Raw genomic sequence first — 14,804 nt, 5'->3', positions numbered from 1 at the left:
CTGATCGTGTTCAGTGCTGCTGCTCGGCCCAGGTGCGCAGGGTCTCGACCCGGCCTTCCAGGGCGCGCAGTTCGGTGTCGTCGAGAACCGTTCGCTGGATACCCCGGTCCACCGCGAAAGCCGACTGACGGTGGTCGTCGATCACATCGACGTCGATCCGCACGGCGGCGTAGTCCTCGGCCTCGGGCATCTGCTCGGCGATCACGGTCGCCCGGCCACGGGCCGACAGCGCCACATTGCCGCCACCAAGGATCAGCAACGCCACCTCGGGCCGCTCCCGCAACCGGGCGAGCGACCCACGATTGGTGCGCAGGCTGATGAGGATGCGCCGGTCGCCCGCGCGCACCGGCCAGGAAACAGGAATGGCGTGCGGGGCGGGATCGGTGGTGACCAGTACCGCGATGGTTTCCTGTGGCCACACCGGCAACACGTCGAGTTCGGGATGATCTGTCAACTCGCCGTGCTCTACCGGATCGACTTCTGTTGCCATCTACCTCACCTCGACGATCGTCGGACACCCCAGCCCGCCGCGAACAGCGAGCTCGCCACCGAGTCTAAAGCGCTGTGCCACTTGCCGCTAACGTCTCGGCAGCGATCGCCGGGCATTCACCCGACCAAGATCGTTAGCCGTCGGGTAGCTGTGTACCGCACTCGCGTTCGACCGGAACCGATCTCGCGGTATCGCGCGTGGTCAGCGCGGCCAGTAGGCGCGCCAGTCCTTGGCGGTGAGCGGTAACCGCTCCCCGCGCGCCGATTCCGCCGCGTCCTCGGCCGCACGGATGGCCGAGGCGAAATCGAGAGTGGCCTTGCGCAGGCGCTCCTCGGCGGAGTCCGGGCCACCCAGCTCGACCGTGCGCAGGGCGGCGGGGACCAGATCGTCGGGCAGGCCGGCGCGGGCGCTGCGGGACCGGACCTTTTCGGCGAGCGCGAGCGCGGGCTGGGCCATGGCGATGCCGTCGAGGCAGGAGCGGCGGGCCTTCTCGGCCGACTTGCGCTCCTCCCAGGCCTCTTCCTGCGCGGCGATCTTCTCGGCCACCGAGATGCCGGGCGGCAAGTCGGCCTCGATCAGGTGCGGGCTGCGGTGGACGAGCTTGCCGACCAGTGCCGCCGCCACATCGTCGACGGTGAATTCGCCTGCGGCCTCGGCGATCCGGGAGTGGAACAGCACCTGCAGCAGCAGGTCGCCGAGTTCCTCCTTGATGGTCGCGTAGTCGCCGGAGCCGATGGCGTCGAGCAGTTCGTAGGTTTCCTCGAGCAGGTAGGGGCGCAGCGAATCGTGGGTCTGGGTGGTTTCCCAGCCGCCGAAATGCCACAGCCGGTCCATCACCCGCACGGCGTCGGCCAGGCCCGCCGCGACGACGGCGGTATCGGCCGCCTCCTGCGCCTCGCTCATACGCTCGCCTCGGCGGGCACCGAAAGATCGACCATCCTTTGCGGTTTGCCGTCGAGCACCAGCAGCAGGTCGGCGACGAATTGCAGCACCGCGACATCGCGGACCCGATCGGCGCCGACACTGTCGGTGACGCGCGGCAGCGGCAACTGCACCATTCCGCTGGCCGCCCGGTAGGTGGCGCTGGGGTAGATCCGCTTGAGCCGCAGCTGTTTCGAGTCGGGCAGGTTCAGCGGGGCGATCTTCAACGTCGAGCCGGTGACCACGATCTCGGACACGTCGTACTCGCGCGCCAGCAGTCGCAGCTTCGCCACCGACACCAGCCTGCCGACCTCCACCGGCACCGGGCCGTACCGGTCGACGAGCTCCTCGACGACAGCGGCCAGCGCCGAATCGTCCTGCGCGGAGGCGAGTTTGCGGTACGCCTCGAGCCGCAGCCGGTCGCTGGCGATGTAATCGGGCGGGATGTGCGCGTCGACAGGCAGGTCGATCCGCACCTCCTTGATCTCCTCGGTGACGATCGGTTTGCCGTCGGCGGCGGCCCGGTAGGCCTCCACCGCCTCACCGACCAGCCGCACGTACAGGTCGAAACCCACGCCCGCCACGTGCCCGGACTGTTCGGCGCCGAGCACATTGCCCGCGCCACGGATCTCGAGGTCCTTCATCGCGACCGCCATACCGGCGCCGAGGTCGGAGTTCTGGGCGATGGTCGCCAAGCGGTCGTAGGCCGTTTCGGTGAGCGGCTTCTCCGGCGGGTACAGGAAGTAGGCGTAGCCGCGCTCGCGCGAACGACCGACCCGGCCGCGCAACTGGTGCAGCTGTGAGAGGCCGAGGGAGTCGGCGCGTTCCACGATCAGGGTGTTGGCATTGGAGATGTCGAGGCCGGTCTCGATGATCGTGGTGCACACCAGCACGTCGTATTCGCGCTCCCAGAAGCCCTGTACCGTGCGCTCGAGCTGGTCCTCGTTCATCTGCCCGTGCGCCACCACCACCCGCGCCTCGGGCACCAGGTCGCGAATCTTCTTGGCGGCCTTGTCGATCGAGGACACCCGGTTGTGCACGTAGAACACCTGACCGTCGCGCATCAGCTCGCGGCGGATGGCGGCGGTGACCTGTTTGTCGTTGTAGGCGCCCACATAGGTGAGCACCGGATGACGTTCCTCGGGCGGGGTGAGGATGGTCGACATCTCGCGGATGCCCGCCAGGCTCATCTCCAGGGTGCGCGGGATCGGGGTGGCCGACATGGTGAGCACGTCGACGTGGGTGCGCAGCGCCTTGATGTGCTCCTTGTGTTCCACACCGAAGCGCTGTTCCTCGTCGACGATCACCAGACCGAGGTCCTTCCAGCGGACCCCGGTCTGCAGCAACCGGTGGGTGCCGACCACGATGTCGACGGATCCGTCGGCCATCCCGGCCAGGATCTCCTTGGAATCGGAGGCGTCGGTGAAGCGCGACAGGCCCTTCACCGTCACCGGGAAGCCCGCCACCCGCTCGGTGAAGGTCTGCAGGTGCTGCTGGGCCAGCAGTGTGGTCGGGACGAGCACCACCACCTGCTTGCCGTCCTGCACCGCCTTGAACGCCGCGCGCACGGCGATCTCGGTCTTGCCGTAGCCGACGTCGCCGCAGACCACCCGGTCCATCGGGACCGGCTTCTCCATATCGGCCTTCACGTCGGTGATGGCGGTCATCTGGTCGACGGTCTCGGTGAACGCGAACGCGTCTTCCATCTCCTGCTGCCACGGGGTGTCCGGCCCGAAGGCGTGTCCCGGCGCGGCCTGGCGGGCGGCGTAGAGCTGCACCAGCTCGCCGGCGATCTCGCGAACGGCCTTGCGCGCCTTGCGTTTGGTGTTCGCCCAGTCCGAACCGCCCAGCTTGGACAGACTCGGCAGCTCACCGCCGACGTAGCGGGAGAGCTGATCGAGCGACTCCATCGGCACGAACAACCGGTCGCCGGGCTGGCCGCGCTTACTCGGGGCGTACTCGATCACCAGGTATTCGCGGCGCGCCCCGCCGACGGTGCGTTCGATCATCTCGACGAAGCGGCCGATGCCGTGCTGGTCGTGGACCACCATGTCGCCTGCCGACAGGGCGAGTGGATCCACCTGGTTGCGGCGCTTGGCGGGCAGCCGCTTGCCCTCGCTCGGCGCGGTGACCCGGTTGCCGGTGAGATCGGATTCGGCGACGACGACCAGGCCCGCGTCGTCGAAGATCAGCCCGTCGTGCAACGAACCGCACAGCACACCGACCACGCCCGGCTCCGGAACCGCCCCCGCCGGGAGCAGTGCGGCGGGCACCTCGGCCTCACCGAGCCGTTCCAGCACGCGCTGGGCGGTGCCGTGCCCGGTGACCACGACGACGGCGCGCCCGCCGGTCGCCACGTGCGCGCGCAGCGAGGCGAAGATGGTCGCGACCAACTCCTCGGACCCGCGGGCGGTCGGGCCCGCGAGCACCGGCAGGTTCACCTCGACCGGATCGCCGGAACTCAGCGGGCTCAACGTCCACCAAGGCAGGCCGAGTTGGTCTGCGCTGCCGTGCAATTCGGGCAGCGAACGGTAACCGGAGGCGGCCAGGTCGAGACCGTGCGCGCCCAGCGGGGCATCGCTGCCGAACGAGGCGGCCGTCCAGGAGGCCTCGAGGAATTCCTCCCCGGTACGTACCAGGTCGGCCGCGCGGGTACGGATCTTCTCCGGGTCGCACAGCAGCAGGTGGGTGCCCTCGGGCAGCGCCTCGGTGAGCAGGCTCAGCTTGCCGGGCGCCAGGACGGGAAGCAGCGCCTCCATGCCGTCGACCGGGATGCCCTCGGCGATCTTGTCGAGCATTTCGACGAGCGCGGCGTCGGCGGCGTTGTCGGCCGCCACGGCGGCGGCGCGTTCGCGCACCGGCTCGGTGAGCAACAGCTCGCGGCACGGCTGGGCCACGACCACCTCGACGCTCAGATCGTCGATGGAGCGCTGATCGGCCACCGCGAACGGGCGGAGCTCGGTGACCTCGTCACCCCAGAACTCCACGCGCACAGGGTGGTCCGCCGTCGGCGGAAAGAGGTCGAGAATGCCGCCGCGCACCGCGAACTCGCCACGCTTGCCGACCATGTCGACGCGGGTGTAGGCGAATTCGACCAGGCGCGCGAGCAGGGCGTCGAAGTCGTGGTCCTCGCCGACGCGCAACACGATGGGCTCGATATCGCCGAGCCCGGCCGTCATCGGCTGCATCAGCGACCGCACCGTGGTGACCACCACACGCAGCGGTTCCGGGTACACCGGGTCGTCGGGGTGCGCGAGCCTGCGCAGCACCTCGAGCCTGCGCCCGACCGTGTCGGCGCCGGGTGAGAGGCGTTCGTGCGGCAGCGTCTCCCAGGACGGGAACATCGCCACCGAGTCGCCGAGCATCTCGGCCAGCTCGACGGTCAGGTCGTCGGCCTCGCGGCCGGTGGCCGTGACGACGACCAGCGGACGCTGAGCGGCCACGGTGCTCGCGACGAACGCGCGCACCGCCGAGGGGGCGACCAGCTCCACCCCGGACTTGCCGACCAGATCGGCCACCGTCCGCAGCGCGGCATCACCCCCAGCCGCCTCGGCCAGACCGGCGAGCGGGGGACGAAGGGAGGACATGAACGCTCCTGAATACGCAGACGGGATGGTCGAGGAGGACTTGGTAAAGTCTAGTCACCGCCTCCGACACCTCCCCGGGCTGGGCGAGGCACGGGCCACGCGGCGTATGGTCGCAAGCGTGAGTCTGGCTCAACGTGAACGCCACGCCCTTGTTCAGTCGGCGCTCTCGGCGGGTGCCCAAGCACCGACGCTGTGCGGCACCTGGACCGTCTACGACCTCGCCGCCCACCTGGTGGTCCGGGAACGCAGGCCCGACGCCGCGCTCGGCATCCTGCTGAAGCCCCTGTCCGGCTATCTCGACAAGCAGCAGGCCAAGATCCGGCAGCGCCCGTTTCCGGTACTCGCCGAGCAGATCCGCACCGGGCCACCGCTGTGGTCACCGCTGCGCCCGGTCGACGCGGTGGTGAACCTGACCGAGATGTTCATCCACCACGAAGATATCCGCCGCGGCGAACCAGGATGGGAGCCAAGGCAATTGGCCGATGCCGACGAGCAGCGGCTGTGGCGGGCGCTGCGGGCGATCGCCCGGGCGAACTACCGCAAGTCACCCGCGCCGCTGGTGCTGGCCACCCCGGGCGGGGAACGGATCACCGCCCACGCGGGCACCGGCGACGCGGTGGTGCTCACCGGCCCGCCGTCGGAACTGCTGCTGCACGCCTTCGGCCGCGACGAGGTGCGGATCGAGGCGAGCGGACCCGACGCGGACGTGCGGGCCGTGCTCGCCACCGACCGCAGCGTCTAGACCACGTAGCGACGCAACCGGCGCGCCGCGAACTCCCGGAAATACGACAGCTTCTCGGGCGGAACGAGCGAGGGCAGCAGGAAATACCAGGCCCGTTCCATCCGGGTGGCCATCTGGTCCATCGACTCGGTACCCACCGCGACGATGTGCACGCCGGCGGTGAGTTCCTGCAGGAGCAGCCCCACCACCTCGGCGTCGAGATCGGCGAGCAGGTCGCCCTGGGAGATCGCGCGCTCCGACAGCACCCGGTACGTCTCACCCCAGGTCTTGGCGATGTTGTCGCCCTGGGCGCCGCGATAGTCACCGATCTGGTGAGTGAGCTTGAGCATCGCACCGACCATCGGATCGTTCATCGACAGATCGGCGACCACATAGGTGATGCCGATGCACGCCTCGAGCGCGGGCACCCGGGAATCGAAGAAACCCTGACACGACCCGATGAGCCGTTCGTTGCCCTGATCGACCACCGCCCGTGCCAGCTCCTCCTTGGAGCCGAAGTGAAAGTACAAGGCGCCCTTGGTCACATTGGACTGCGCGATGATTTCGCTGAGGCTCGCGTTGGCGTAGCCCAAACGGAGAAAGACATCGGCAGCGCCAGCAAGGACGGAGTCGCGGGTGATCTCCGCGCGCGCTTGCCTAGCCATCAGATCCGCCTGTCATCCAATAATCCAGCCATCCTGAAGTAGACCGACATCCCGAAGTTGATCGACATACCGCCCGGCAGCACCCAAAAGGATGGGTGAACCGTACCACCAGACGTTCCCGGGGCACCCGGATCCTGGATTCGCTTCCGGCACGGGCGCTATCGACCGGTTACCCCGGCTTGGGCCCCGCGATGTTCGTATTCCATTCGGAGCTGAGACCCGGCTCGGCTTCCAAGTGGCTCAAACCGTTCCAGCACAGGTTCACCAGATGCGCCGCGACCACTTCCTTCGGCGGTGTGCGCTCGTCGAGCCACCAGGTGGCCGCCGTCGACACCATGCCGACGAGCGCCTGGGCGTAGAGCGGGGCCAGACTGGTGTCGAGATCGCGACGGGCGAAGTCGCCCGCCAGAATGTGCGCCACCTGGTTGACAGCCTCGTTGAGCAGGCTCGAGTACCGGCCGTCGGCGTTGGGAGCCGGCTGGTCGCGCACCAGGATGCGGAACCCGTCGGTGCGTTCCTCGATGTAGGTGAGCAGCGCCAGCGCCACCTGCTCGAGCCGCAACCGCGACCGGTTCTGGGTGAGCGAAGAGGTGACCATGTCCAGCAGCATCGACATCTCGCGGTCGACGACCACCGCGTAGAGCCCTTCCTTACCCCCGAAATGCTCGTAGACCACCGGCTTGGACACCTGCGCACGCTGCGCGATCTCCTCGATCGATGTGGCGTCGTACCCCCGCTCGGCGAACAACGCGCGACCGATCTCGATCAACTGCTGGCGCCGCTGCGTACCGGTCATCCTCGGCCTGGACACCCGACCCGGATCACTAGAAGACAACTTCCCTGCCTCTCCACCACCTGCCGGACCCACCGCGTCAACTGTCTCAGACCCCATGATGGTCAAAATTGTCGGGGATGTGGGCGAGCCAAGATTTTCCGCGAGGCGCGATCTATGCGAGGATCATGGCCGTGCCGTAGCACAGTGGTGGGCTCTGACAGCCCACTGGTGTGGCGATCCGCCGTAGTGTAATGGCAGCACCTCTGATTTTGGTTCAGATAGTTCAGGTTCGAGTCCTGGCGGCGGAGCACACACGGGCACAGTGACGTATCGTCGGCCCGCACCCCATCACCGACCGACCGAACCCGCCACAGCACACTCGCTGACCGGCAGCCGAGGGAGATCCATGCCACCGCAGACCGCCGTCGTCGTTCTCGCAGCCGGGGCTGGGACGCGAATGCGGTCGAAGACTCCGAAGGTGCTGCATCCGCTCGCGGGACGCTCGATGCTCTCGCACGCGCTGCACGCCGCGGCGGAGATCGACCCCACCCATCTGATCACCGTCGTCGGGCACGACCGCGACAAGGTCGGCGCCGCCGTCGCCGAGGTCGGCAAGGAGCTCGGACGCGAAATCGTCTGTGCGGTACAGGAACAGCAGCTCGGCACCGGCCACGCCGTGCAGTGCGCGCTCGAGGCCGTGCCCGCCGATTTCACCGGTGACCTGCTCGTCACCTCCGCCGATGTGCCGCTGCTCGACGGGCACACTCTCGGCGCCCTGCTCGACGAGCACCGCAGCTACGCCGAACGACCGGCCGTCACCGTGCTCACCTTCGTCCCCGACGATCCCAACGGTTACGGCCGGATCGTGCGCGACGACGACGGTCAGGTCGCCGAGATCGTGGAGCACGCCGACGCGACGCCGGCCCAGGCCAAGATCAAAGAGGTCAATTCCGGCGTCTACGCCTTCGACGCCGCCGTGCTGCGCACCATGATCGGGCGGCTGTCCACGGCCAATGCCCAGCACGAGCTCTACCTCACCGACGTGCTGCGTCTCGCCCGCGAGGCCGGGCATCCCGTACACGGCGCGCGACTGGTCGACTCGAACAAGGTCACCGGGGTCAACGACCGGGTGCAGTTGTCGCAGGCCGGTGCCACACTCAACCGGTACATCCTCGAGCGGCACATGCGCGCGGGCGTCACCGTCATCGATCCGGCCACCACCTGGGTGGACGCGAGTGTGCGGATCGGGCGCGACGCGGTCCTTCGCCCCGGCACCCAGCTGTTCGGCGAGACCCACATCGGGGAGGACGCCGAGATCGGGCCCGACACCACCCTCACCGATGTGATCGTCGGCGCGGGCGCCAAGGTGGTGCGCACCCACGGTGAACAGGCCGAGATCGGCGAGAACGCCAACGTCGGACCGTTCAGCTACCTGCGCCCCGGCACCGTGCTCGGTGAGCACGGCAAGCTCGGCGCGTTCGTCGAGACCAAGAACGCGACGGTCGGCGCGCACTCCAAGGTTCCGCACCTCACCTACGTCGGCGACGCGACGATCGGCGAGCACAGCAACATCGGCGCGTCCAGTGTTTTCGTGAACTACGACGGGGTGAACAAGCACCACACTGTGGTCGGTTCCCATGTGCGCACCGGCAGCGACACCATGTTCATCGCTCCGGTAACCGTGGGTGACGGCGCCTATACGGGTGCGGGTACTGTACTGCGCAGGAGCGTTCCACCCGGGGCACTTGCCGTGTCGGGTGGGCCACAACGCACCATTGAGAACTGGGTGCAGCGCTACCGTCCCGGAACCGCTGCGGCACGCGCGGCGGCGGAAGCCATCGCGGCAGACGAGACGTCGAACAAGGCAATCGAGCAAAAGGATGGCAACCAGCAGTGACCGCGTTCTCGATCGACAATCAGAAGAACTTGATGCTCTTCGCCGGCCGGTCACATCCTGAGCTTGCCGAGCAGGTCGCCAAGGAACTCGATGTCGACATCACCCCGCAGACCGCGCGTGAGTTCGCCAACGGTGAGATCTTCGTCCGGTTCGAGGAGTCGGTGCGCGGTTCCGACGCCTTCGTGCTGCAGAGCTTCCCCGCCCCGCTGAACCAGTGGCTGATGGAACAGCTCATCATGATCGACGCGCTCAAGCGCGGTTCGGCCAAGCGGATCACCGCCGTGCTGCCGTTCTACCCCTACGCCCGCCAGGACAAGAAGCACCGCGGCCGTGAGCCCATCTCCGCCCGCCTGGTCGCCGACCTGCTCAAGACCGCCGGTGCCGACCGCATCATCAGCGTCGACCTGCACACCGACCAGATCCAGGGCTTCTTCGACGGCCCCGTCGATCACATGCACGCGCTGGTGCAGCTGTCGGACTACATCCGCACCAACTACTCCACCGACAACCTGGCCGTGGTCTCCCCCGATGCCGGTCGCGTGAAGGTCGCCGAGAAGTGGGCCGACGCGCTCGGTGGCACCCCGCTGTCGTTCATCCACAAGACCCGCGACCCGCTGGTCCCCAACCAGGTGAAGTCCAACCGCGTCGTCGGTGACGTCGAAGGCCGCACCTGCGTGCTGATCGACGACATGATCGACACCGGTGGCACCATCGCCGGCGCGGTGAAGGTACTCAAGGAAGCGGGCGCGGGCGATGTCATCATCGCGGCCACCCACGGTGTGCTCAGCGACCCGGCGGCCGAGCGGCTGGCGAACTGTGGTGCCAAGGAAGTGGTCATCACGAACACCCTGCCGATCAGCGAGGAGAAGAAGTTCCCGACGCTGACGGTGCTGTCTATCGCGCCGCTGCTGGCCCGCACCATCCGCGAGGTCTTCGAGAACGGCTCGGTAACGGGCCTCTTCAACGGCAACGCCTGAGTTTGCTCACCGACGGCCCTCGGCATCGCGCCGAGGGCCGTTCGTGTGTCGGCCGCGTGGTGCCGAGGGTCCGTGGGGCGATACTGGAGACGGTAGCCCCGCGATAGCCCGACCTGGGAGTCTCGATGAGCACACCGCAGGAATCCGGATCCGGGGAGGGCGAGTACCGGCCGCGGCATGCCAAGCCGGAGCGGCCCGAGGCGTCGTATTCGCTGTCGGACGAGGCGGTCGAGCCATCCCATGGCGCGCACGAGGCCAAGTATCCCGGCAGGCCCGAGGTGTCTTACGGTGGGTTGCCCGTCGACGACTCCGATGGTGATGTCGAGGCGCCCGCGGGTAAGACCTGGTCGACAGTGGCGTTCGTGTTCGCTCGGGATCGCGGCGGGGCTGTACGGGAGCGAGAAGGGTGAACCGCTCGGCAACTGGTCGGCCGTGGCGGCGCTGTTCGCGTTGCTCGCGGGGCCGGCGATCCGGATGTTCTTCTTCGACGCCGACATCATCCCGTCACAGAACTGAGAACCGCACGCACGATGAACGCTTTCACCGGTTTCCCCCTGGCCGGCCTGGACTTCTACGAGGACCTCGAGGCCGACAACTCCAAGGCCTTCTGGACCGCGCACAAACACACCTACGACGAGGCGGTGCGGGCGCCGATGGTCGCGCTCACCGCCGAACTCTCGGCGGAATTCGGGGACGCCAGGGTTTTCCGGCCCTACCGTGACGTGCGATTCTCCGCCGACAAGACGCCCTACAAGACTCACCAGGGCGCGGTGGTCCACCTCGCCCCCGGTGTGGGCTGGTATGTGCAGATCAGCGCGGCCGGGTTGGCCGTCGGTGGCGGCTGTTTCCGGCCCGCGCCGAGTGCCCTGGCTGTCCTGCGCGCCACCATCGACGACGACGTGCGCGGCCGCGAGCTGGAGGGCATCCTGGCCGCGATCACGGCCGCCGGTTTCGAACTCGGCGGCGAACAGCTCAAGACCCGCCCCAAGGGCTACCCCGCCGACCATCCGCGCATCGGACTGCTCCGCCACAAGTCGCTGATCGTTCGCCGCGACTACGGCGCACCCGACTGGCTCGAGACCCCCGCAGGCGTCACCGAGGTCCGCCGGGCCTGGAACGAGCTACGTCCGCTCATCGAATGGCTGGCCGCCGTCCTCGAAGGCGTCGACTGATCCGCGCGGGCGTGCCTTCCTGGCACCGGTCGGCGCACAGGCCGATACTGGCACCATGAGCCGTGAACCGCTGGACATGGACATGGGCGACGACGATCAGGCCGACGACATCATCGAATACGAACGCACCATCGAAGACCCGCCGGCGGACTACGTGATCCGCAACCGCGAAGCCGAGGCCGACGGGTTCCTCGGTATCGGCGAGGAACTGTCGGAGGAGTGGACCGAGAGCGGCGAGCGCCACGAGGAGATGGAAGAAGACGAGCGCCCCGCCGAAGAGGTCGCCGTCCGCGCTTTCGACGAGGACTCCCTCGACAACGCCGACCTCGACGGGGACGAGAACCTGATCAGCGGCGAAGGGGTCGCCGACGAACTCGACCTCTAGAGCCGCCATGCCTTGACGACCTGCTCGGGCGACATCCCGCCGACCGCGGCAGTTCCGTCGTAGCTGCGGTCAACGACGCTCGGCCAGGACGAGGGTGAAACGGTTCTCCGGGTCGGTCCAGGTGTGGGTGGGTGCGAAGCCCGCGGTGTCCAGTTCGGCGCTGAGGGCTTCGGGGCGGAACTTGGCCGAGATCTCGGTGCGCATCTCCTCGCCCGCCGCGAAGTCGACGGTGAGGCCCAGATCGGTGACGGTCGCGGTCATGGCTTCGGTGGCGCGCAGGCGCATCTCGATCCACTCGTTCGTGGGATCCCAGAGCGCGATGTGCTCGAACTTGTCCGGCTCGAAATCGGCGGACAGCCGGTTGTTGAGGACGTGCAGGACATTGCGGTTGAACTCGGCGGTGACACCCGCGGCGTCGTCGTAGGCGGGAACGACGATCTCGGGGGCGACCACGAGGCCCGCGCCGAGCAGCAGCAGTTCCCCGGGTTCGAGAACCTCGTTGATGCCGGCCAGGAATTCGGCGCGCTCGGCGGGCACCAGGTTACCGATGGTTCCGCCGAGGAAGGCGATCATCCGGCGCCCTCCCCTCGGCAGGTTGTGCAGGGTATCGGTGAAATCGCTGACCACACCGTGCACGGACAGATTCGGATACTCGGCGGCCAATTCGGTGGCCGCACCACGTAGGGCGGACGCGGATACATCCTGTGGCACATAGGTTTTCAGCGAACCCACGGCCGTGAGCGCGTCGAGGAGCAGCCGGGTCTTGGCCGCCGAACCGGCGCCGAGTTCCACCAGTACGTCGGCGCGAGCGGCGGCCGCGATCTCGTCGACCACATCGCGCAGCAGCGCTCGTTCGGTGCGGGTGGGGTAGTACTCGGGCAGCTCGGTGATCGCCTCGAACAATTCACTGCCGCGCGCATCGTAGAACCACTTGGGCGGCAGCGACTTCGGGTCGGCGGTGAGTCCGGCGCGGGCATCGGCTCGCAGGGCCTCGGTGAGATCGGCGTCGGTGAGGTGGATGTCCAGCAGCGGCGCGGTCATGAACGGACCCTTTCGGTGGCGGGGAATTCCAGAGCGGTGATGGTGCAGTGGCCGGGCGAGGCGGTTACCAGCTGACGATCCGCGATCGGTCGCCACCGTGGATCGTCGTCGTACGGTTCCGAGGACAGCACGGCGTAGTCGTCGGTGACCAGCACCGACAAGGCATGCCAGCAGGTGGTGGCCCAGAGTTCGGAACCGTTGCCGAGCAACAGATTCACCCGGGCGTTGGGCTGATGACGCAGCACGGTGCTCACCAGTAGTCGCAGCGCGTCGGCAGGCGACGCGACCGGTCCGTCGGGATCGATGGCGGCGAGCAGGGCGCGCAGCACGACCCACAGTGCCGCCGCGTCGGTGAGTGCCTCGGCGTGCAGGAACATCGAGGCCGAGGCGGACGGGTCGAGAAGAGGCGCCAAGTCGGTGAGGACGGCGGGCAGGGTGGTTCGCCACTCCTGCACGACACCGTTGTGGCTGAAGGCCCAGTGGTCGTCGGTGAAGGGGGCGCAGGCGGAGCGTTCGATCGGCATGCCGACGGTGGCCGAGCGGACGGCCGCGAGCACCGCTCGGGACTCGAGTTGCCCGAGGACCTCGGCGACGGCCGGATCGGTCCAGATGGGGGCGGGGTTGCGGTAGCGGGTCACCGCGTCGCGGGCACCGTCCATGCCGACCTCCGCGCGGCGCCACCAGGCGACGCCGAAACCGTCGGCGTTGATCGTGCCTCCCGCACGCATATCGAGCGGCGCCCAGGACTGGGCGTAGAGCGAATGCGAGCCGCGCGACACCAATTCACCGACCGCGACCGGTGGGCCGACATAGCCGAGGTGTCTGCACATCAGCGTTCGTCCTCACGCAGGTCGCGGGCCAGCCGGAACCCGGCGAAGATCTGCCTGCGGATGGGGTGGTCCCAATTGCGGAAGGTGCCGCGGCAGGCCACCTCGTCGGTGCCGAACGAACCGCCGCGCAGGATTCGGTAGTCCCCACCGAAGAAGACCTCCGAGTACTCCCGGTACGGGAACGCACGGAACCCTGGGTAGGCCTCGAAGCCGGAGGAACACCACTCCCAGACGTCACCGATCAACTGGTGCACCCCGGTTGCCGACGCACCGGCCGGATACGCGCCGACCTCGGCCGGTTCCAGATGACGCTGGCCCAGGTTGGCGGTGCGCTCACTCGGCTCGTCCGCACCCCACGGATAGCGCCGCGACGCTCCGGTGGCCGGGTCGAACCGTGCCGCCTTCTCCCACTCCGCCTCGGTGGGCAACCGCTTACCCGCCCACCGCGCATAGGCCTCCGCCTCGAACCAGCACACGTGCACCACCGGCTGACGCGGCCGCAGCGCGGTACGCACCCCGAAAACCCTTCGATACCACTGATTCCCCTCGCGCTCCCAGAACTGCGGCGCGACCAGCCCCGCCTCCTGCCGGTGCGCCCACCCGCGCTCCGACCACAGCTCACGGCGCTCGTATCCGCCGTCGTCGATGAACGCCAGGTACTGCTCGTTGGTCAACGGGGCGACATCGATGGCGAAACCCTCGACAGACACCGGATGCGCAGGCCGTTCATTGTCCAGCGCCCAGGGATCGGCTGACGTACCCATCATGAACTCGCCTGCGGGAACAACCACTTCACCGCCAACGGGGACCCGCGCGGACGGCGCGGGTGGCGCCGACAGCACCGGTGCGCCCAGGCGCAACTGGTGAGTGGCCAGCATGGTCTCGTCGTGTTGCTGTTCGTGCTGAGCGATCATCCCGAACGCGAAACCATTGTCCACCAGTGGGTTTCCCAGCAACGGACTGGATTCGAGGACGTCGAAGACCTTCTCGCGCACGGTGCCCACATAGTCACGCGCCTGCTCCGGATTCAGCAGCGGCAGCGCGGGCCGGTTCGCCCTGGCGTGCTTGAAAGCGTCGTACAGTTCGTCGATATCGCTGCGCACCGGCTCGCGGCCGCCGACATCGCGCACCAGCCAGAGTTCCTCCTGGTTGCCGATGTGGGCGAGATCCCAGACCAGCGGTGACATCAGCGGTGAATGCTGCGCGACGAGATCGGCCTCGTCGACACTGTCGGTGAGCAGTGCGGTGCGACGCCGTGCCCGGGCGAGCACGTCGGCGATCCTGGCCCGCGCCCGCTCACGATCGGCATGGTCGGCAGATACGGAAAGAGTCACGAGAAGTTC

General features: G+C 68.1%; 14 protein-coding genes and 1 tRNA gene. 7 read left to right on the top strand and 8 right to left on the bottom strand.

Going from position 1 to position 14,804, the window contains the following annotated elements; all coding sequences use genetic code 11:
• Positions 1–10 precede the first annotated feature (10 nt).
• From AB0I35_RS19385 to mfd, 3 genes are all read right to left on the bottom strand, one after another.
• A complete protein-coding gene (locus AB0I35_RS19385; protein ID WP_225278688.1) occupies positions 11–490 on the bottom strand; it encodes a pyridoxamine 5'-phosphate oxidase family protein in 480 nt (159 codons plus the stop codon).
• Positions 491–691: 201 nt separating this feature from the next.
• Complete coding sequence (locus AB0I35_RS19380; protein WP_357397467.1) at positions 692–1,393, bottom strand: MazG family protein; 702 nt, start codon at positions 1,391–1,393, stop codon at positions 692–694.
• On the bottom strand, positions 1,390–4,998 hold the full coding sequence (mfd, locus tag AB0I35_RS19375) for a transcription-repair coupling factor (protein ID WP_357397466.1): 3,609 nt from the start codon (positions 4,996–4,998) through the stop codon (positions 1,390–1,392). Before mfd ends, AB0I35_RS19380 begins: the two co-directional genes overlap by 4 nt.
• 118 nt (positions 4,999–5,116) lie before the next feature.
• Between mfd and AB0I35_RS19370 the strand changes: the two genes are divergently transcribed.
• Complete coding sequence (locus AB0I35_RS19370) at positions 5,117–5,740, top strand: TIGR03085 family metal-binding protein (protein ID WP_357397465.1); 624 nt, start codon at positions 5,117–5,119, stop codon at positions 5,738–5,740.
• Here AB0I35_RS19370 and AB0I35_RS19365 read toward each other — a convergent pair.
• Together AB0I35_RS19365 and AB0I35_RS19360 are read right to left on the bottom strand one after the other, a co-directional pair.
• On the bottom strand, positions 5,737–6,384 hold the full coding sequence (locus tag AB0I35_RS19365; protein ID WP_357397464.1) for a TetR/AcrR family transcriptional regulator: 648 nt from the start codon (positions 6,382–6,384) through the stop codon (positions 5,737–5,739). The genes AB0I35_RS19370 and AB0I35_RS19365 overlap by 4 nt on opposite strands.
• 169 nt (positions 6,385–6,553) lie before the next feature.
• Complete coding sequence (locus tag AB0I35_RS19360; RefSeq protein ID WP_181696670.1) at positions 6,554–7,180, bottom strand: TetR/AcrR family transcriptional regulator; 627 nt, start codon at positions 7,178–7,180, stop codon at positions 6,554–6,556.
• Positions 7,181–7,396: 216 nt separating this feature from the next.
• Between AB0I35_RS19360 and AB0I35_RS19355 the strand changes: the two genes are divergently transcribed.
• From AB0I35_RS19355 to AB0I35_RS19330, 6 genes are all read left to right on the top strand, one after another.
• Positions 7,397–7,467: transfer RNA gene (locus AB0I35_RS19355), tRNA-Gln, on the top strand.
• A gap of 98 nt (positions 7,468–7,565) precedes the next feature.
• Positions 7,566–9,056 (top strand): bifunctional UDP-N-acetylglucosamine diphosphorylase/glucosamine-1-phosphate N-acetyltransferase GlmU, encoded by a 1,491-nt coding sequence (gene glmU, locus AB0I35_RS19350; protein ID WP_357397463.1) that lies wholly within the window; start codon positions 7,566–7,568, stop codon positions 9,054–9,056.
• Positions 9,053–10,033, top strand: a complete 981-nt coding sequence (locus AB0I35_RS19345) for a ribose-phosphate diphosphokinase (protein WP_181696672.1) — start codon at positions 9,053–9,055, stop codon at positions 10,031–10,033. The genes glmU and AB0I35_RS19345 overlap by 4 nt, the downstream gene beginning before the upstream one ends.
• 125 nt (positions 10,034–10,158) lie before the next feature.
• A complete protein-coding gene (locus AB0I35_RS19340; RefSeq protein WP_357397462.1) occupies positions 10,159–10,443 on the top strand; it encodes a hypothetical protein in 285 nt (94 codons plus the stop codon).
• A 120-nt stretch (positions 10,444–10,563) separates the two neighbouring features.
• Positions 10,564–11,205, top strand: a complete 642-nt coding sequence (locus AB0I35_RS19335; protein ID WP_357397461.1) for a DUF2461 domain-containing protein — start codon at positions 10,564–10,566, stop codon at positions 11,203–11,205.
• 55 nt (positions 11,206–11,260) lie between these two features.
• Positions 11,261–11,590, top strand: coding sequence for a hypothetical protein (locus AB0I35_RS19330; RefSeq protein ID WP_357397460.1), 330 nt, complete (start codon positions 11,261–11,263; stop codon positions 11,588–11,590).
• Between the two features lie 69 nt (positions 11,591–11,659).
• Here the strand turns inward: AB0I35_RS19330 and egtD are convergent, their stop codons facing one another.
• The 3 genes from egtD to egtB are packed head-to-tail and all read right to left on the bottom strand — an operon-like array spanning position 11,660 to position 14,795.
• Entirely contained in the window at positions 11,660–12,631 is a 972-nt protein-coding gene (egtD, locus tag AB0I35_RS19325; RefSeq protein ID WP_357397459.1) for an L-histidine N(alpha)-methyltransferase, read from the bottom strand.
• Entirely contained in the window at positions 12,628–13,461 is an 834-nt protein-coding gene (gene egtC, locus AB0I35_RS19320; RefSeq protein WP_357397458.1) for an ergothioneine biosynthesis protein EgtC, read from the bottom strand. The genes egtD and egtC overlap by 4 nt, the downstream gene beginning before the upstream one ends.
• Positions 13,461–14,795, bottom strand: coding sequence for an ergothioneine biosynthesis protein EgtB (gene egtB, locus AB0I35_RS19315; RefSeq protein ID WP_357397456.1), 1,335 nt, complete (start codon positions 14,793–14,795; stop codon positions 13,461–13,463). Before egtB ends, egtC begins: the two co-directional genes overlap by 1 nt.
• Positions 14,796–14,804 lie beyond the last annotated feature (9 nt).

This window comes from Nocardia sp. NPDC050378, from assembly GCF_040655675.1.
Lineage (GTDB): Bacteria > Actinomycetota > Actinomycetes > Mycobacteriales > Mycobacteriaceae > Nocardia > Nocardia coubleae.
The sequence above is the reverse complement of the archived record's forward strand: the minus strand, read 5'-3'. Positions and strand labels throughout refer to the sequence as shown.

Excerpts from the sequence above, each read along its gene's own strand:
- glmU (WP_357397463.1), top strand. The coding sequence starts at position 7,566 with ATGCCACCGCAGACCGCCGTCGTCGTTCTCGCAGCCGGGGCTGGGACG.
- AB0I35_RS19360 (WP_181696670.1), bottom strand. The coding sequence starts at position 7,180 with ATGACCGGTACGCAGCGGCGCCAGCAGTTGATCGAGATCGGTCGCGCG.
- AB0I35_RS19335 (WP_357397461.1), top strand. The coding sequence starts at position 10,564 with ATGAACGCTTTCACCGGTTTCCCCCTGGCCGGCCTGGACTTCTACGAG.
- AB0I35_RS19365 (WP_357397464.1), bottom strand. The coding sequence starts at position 6,384 with ATGGCTAGGCAAGCGCGCGCGGAGATCACCCGCGACTCCGTCCTTGCT.
- AB0I35_RS19385 (WP_225278688.1), bottom strand. The coding sequence starts at position 490 with ATGGCAACAGAAGTCGATCCGGTAGAGCACGGCGAGTTGACAGATCAT.
- mfd (WP_357397466.1), bottom strand. The coding sequence starts at position 4,998 with ATGTCCTCCCTTCGTCCCCCGCTCGCCGGTCTGGCCGAGGCGGCTGGG.
- egtC (WP_357397458.1), bottom strand. The coding sequence starts at position 13,461 with ATGTGCAGACACCTCGGCTATGTCGGCCCACCGGTCGCGGTCGGTGAA.
- AB0I35_RS19380 (WP_357397467.1), bottom strand. The coding sequence starts at position 1,393 with ATGAGCGAGGCGCAGGAGGCGGCCGATACCGCCGTCGTCGCGGCGGGC.
- AB0I35_RS19330 (WP_357397460.1), top strand. The coding sequence starts at position 11,261 with ATGAGCCGTGAACCGCTGGACATGGACATGGGCGACGACGATCAGGCC.
- AB0I35_RS19340 (WP_357397462.1), top strand. The coding sequence starts at position 10,159 with ATGAGCACACCGCAGGAATCCGGATCCGGGGAGGGCGAGTACCGGCCG.
- egtD (WP_357397459.1), bottom strand. The coding sequence starts at position 12,631 with ATGACCGCGCCGCTGCTGGACATCCACCTCACCGACGCCGATCTCACC.